This is a genomic window from Xanthovirga aplysinae, from assembly GCF_009711365.1.
Lineage (GTDB): Bacteria > Bacteroidota > Bacteroidia > Cytophagales > Cyclobacteriaceae > Xanthovirga > Xanthovirga aplysinae.
The window spans coordinates 1-2,908 of record NZ_SMMB01000633.1 but is presented as its reverse complement, the minus strand read 5'-3'; the positions used below and the strand labels follow the sequence as shown (position 1 = coordinate 2,908).

Annotated in this window: 2 protein-coding genes; one reads left to right on the top strand and one right to left on the bottom strand. The window is 36.2% G+C overall.

Features of this window, described 5'->3' with window-relative positions:
• Positions 1–81: 81 nt before the first annotated feature.
• Positions 82–546, bottom strand: coding sequence for an Lrp/AsnC family transcriptional regulator (locus E1171_RS03495; RefSeq protein WP_155204112.1), 465 nt, complete (start codon positions 544–546; stop codon positions 82–84).
• Positions 547–1,250: 704 nt separating this feature from the next.
• On the opposite strand from E1171_RS03495, the gene E1171_RS03490 reads away from it, so the two are divergent.
• Positions 1,251–2,908: AMP-binding protein (locus E1171_RS03490; RefSeq protein ID WP_155204110.1), on the top strand; the 1,658-nt coding region annotated here is incomplete at its 3' end.

The window sequence follows — 2,908 nt, the reverse complement described above, 5'->3', positions numbered from 1 at the left end:
TTTATATAGGTAATTTCCGTAAACTAAAAAATAAAGGTGAGATAAAAGCTGGTAAATCTAAACTGCTGAAAAAATAGTCAACTATTGAAATTTTATAGTTCTATTTAGGGTTTCTTCCAGTGTGATTAAAGTTTCAGTTCTTTCTATACCATCAATTTTTTGCACTTTGTCGTGTAGAACATCTTTAAGGTGGTTGGTGTCTTTGCAATACATTTTAACGAAGATATTGTAATTACCGGTGGTGTAATGGATACTTACAATTTCGGGAATATTCTTTAATTGTTCCGCTACTTGATTATAAAGGGAGCTTTTTTCAAGATAGATCCCTAGAAAGGCCGAAATATCATAACCTAATTTGGAATAGTCAATTTTAAGACTTGAACCAAGTACAACCCCCATTTCTTCCAGCTTTTTCATTCTGACGTGTACCGTTCCACCGGAAACATACACTTTTTTGGCAATCTCGGTATATGGGATTTTTGCATCCTCGGCTAATAAACCGATTATTTTCAAATCAATTTCGTCAATTCCTGGAACTTTATTCATGGGTAAAAAATGGAACGTCTAAAAAATAAATAAACTTATAAGATGGCTGCCGGTTAATCGGGATGGTTGAATTGCCAAGACTTAATTTCATGTAAAGATAAAAAAAATACAGTTTTTTCTATTATTTTATTTAAAGACTGGGGAAAGGTTTATGTTGAATCAGTTTTTGGTATTGAATAATGTGGTAAAATTATAAATAAATATCCGATGGGGTTCAGGTTAATGCCCAATAGCTTTGTATAATGAGTGCATTTATTAGACTGTCTAAAAAGCTTAAAAAGTTGTGTGATAACCCGAATAATACCTGGTATTTGCCTTTATGATTTAATGGATTTAAGATGAAGATTGAAATGGTGCTGCGGTTGGAGTTTAGTGGTTGATAATAAGATGATTGTTGTTGCATCTTTACAAAGCTTCAACAAAGAAAACTTTCGTTTACTATTAATGGGCTGTTGTAATATATTAATTGAATTTTTTCAGCCTATTCTTATATTTTTGACTTATTTATGGTTTATAAGTCAAAAAAACACTTAATTAGAGGTGGCGAAATCGATTGAAACTGTTATTACAAATTGTTTCTTTTATTGAAGAGTAAATAATTGAGTTGATGAATACGGATACTCTAATAGTAGTTTTCCATGATTCGATTGAAGGTCATTTTTAAAATTAAAATTCTTATCCCTAAGTTAAAATAAATAAAGGTTATGAAAAACTTTCCCTGGTTTAAGTTTTATCCCTCTGTTGTTCCTCATCATGTAAATGTGCAACAGTATGGTTCTGTTTTGGAACTGTTTGAAGAAAGTGTGGAAAAGTTCAGTGATATGCCCGCTTATGAAAATATGGGGAAGGTAATTACTTACCGGGAGTTGGATCATTTATCCATTCGTTTTGCAAATTTTTTAATGAACGAAACTAATTTGGAAAAAGGGGATCGGGTGGCCATTCAAATGCCCAACTTGCTTCAATATCCTGTGGTTATGTTTGGAGCCCTGAGAGCAGGATTAGTAGTGGTGAACACCAACCCATTATATACTTGCAGAGAGATGGAACATCAATTTGTTGATTCTCAAGCTAAAGCTGTGATTATTTTGGCCAACTTTGCGCATAATTTGGAGAAAATTATTGAGCAAACTTCTATTGAGACCGTCATCACAACTGAAATTGGGGATTTATTGGGCGGATTAAAAGGGTCGGTGGTTAATTTTGCCGTAAAATATGTGAAGAAAATGGTGCCGGCTTATCATTTACCAGGGGCTATTCGCCTGAAGGATGCACTCCGAATGGGTTCTCGGCATACATACCAAAAACCTGATGTTTCTGGGGATGATATTGCTTTTTTACAATACACAGGAGGGACCACTGGAGTAGCAAAAGGCGCGATGTTATTGCATCGAAATATTGTGGCTAATATGCAGCAGATTTCCGCTTGGATGTTGCCGGGTCTTAGAGATGGAAAAGAAATTGTAGTGACAGCTTTACCTTTATACCATATTTTTTCTCTCACTGTCAATTGTTTGGCCATGTTGAAAATTGGTGCTCATAATTTGCTGATCACTAACCCAAGAGACATGAAAGCTTTTATAAAGGATTTGAGAAAATATCCTTTTTCTGTGATAACCGGGGTAAATACCTTATTTAATGGGTTGTTAAATCAAGAAGATTTTAAAAACCTGGACTTCTCAGGGCTAAAGGCGGCGGTCGGTGGGGGAATGGCCGTCCAAAAGGTAGTAGCCGATAAATGGGAAAAGGTCACTGGTATTGCCCTTGCAGAGGGTTATGGCTTGACTGAAACTTGCCCTGTTTTGTCCTGTAATCCTATTGATGGAAATGTTAGAGTCGGGACCATTGGTATTCCTCTTCCCAATACAGAGATGAAAATTGTAGATGAGAAAGGGCAGGAAATGCCTTTAGGTGAAGCTGGAGAGATATGGGCTAGAGGGCCTCAGGTGATGGCGGGTTATTGGCAGCGCCCTGATGAAACCGCCGCTGTGATGGAAGGAGAGTGGTTTAAAACAGGGGATATTGCCTTTATGAATGAGGATGGGTTTACTAAGATTGTGGATCGAAAAAAAGAAATGATTAATGTCTCCGGATTTAATGTTTACCCTAATGAAATTGAAGAAGCTGTTGCGGCCCATCCCAAAGTATTGGAAGTTGGAGCTATTGGGGTGCCGGATCCAAAATCCAATGAGGTAGTGAAGGTTTTTGTGGTAAAAAAGGATAATACCCTTTCAGTGGATGAATTAATCCAGTTTTGCAAAGAAAACCTTACGGCTTATAAGGTGCCAAAATATGTTGAGTTTAAAGATGAACTTCCAAAATCCAATGTTGGAAAAATTTTAAGGCGTATATTGAAAGAGGA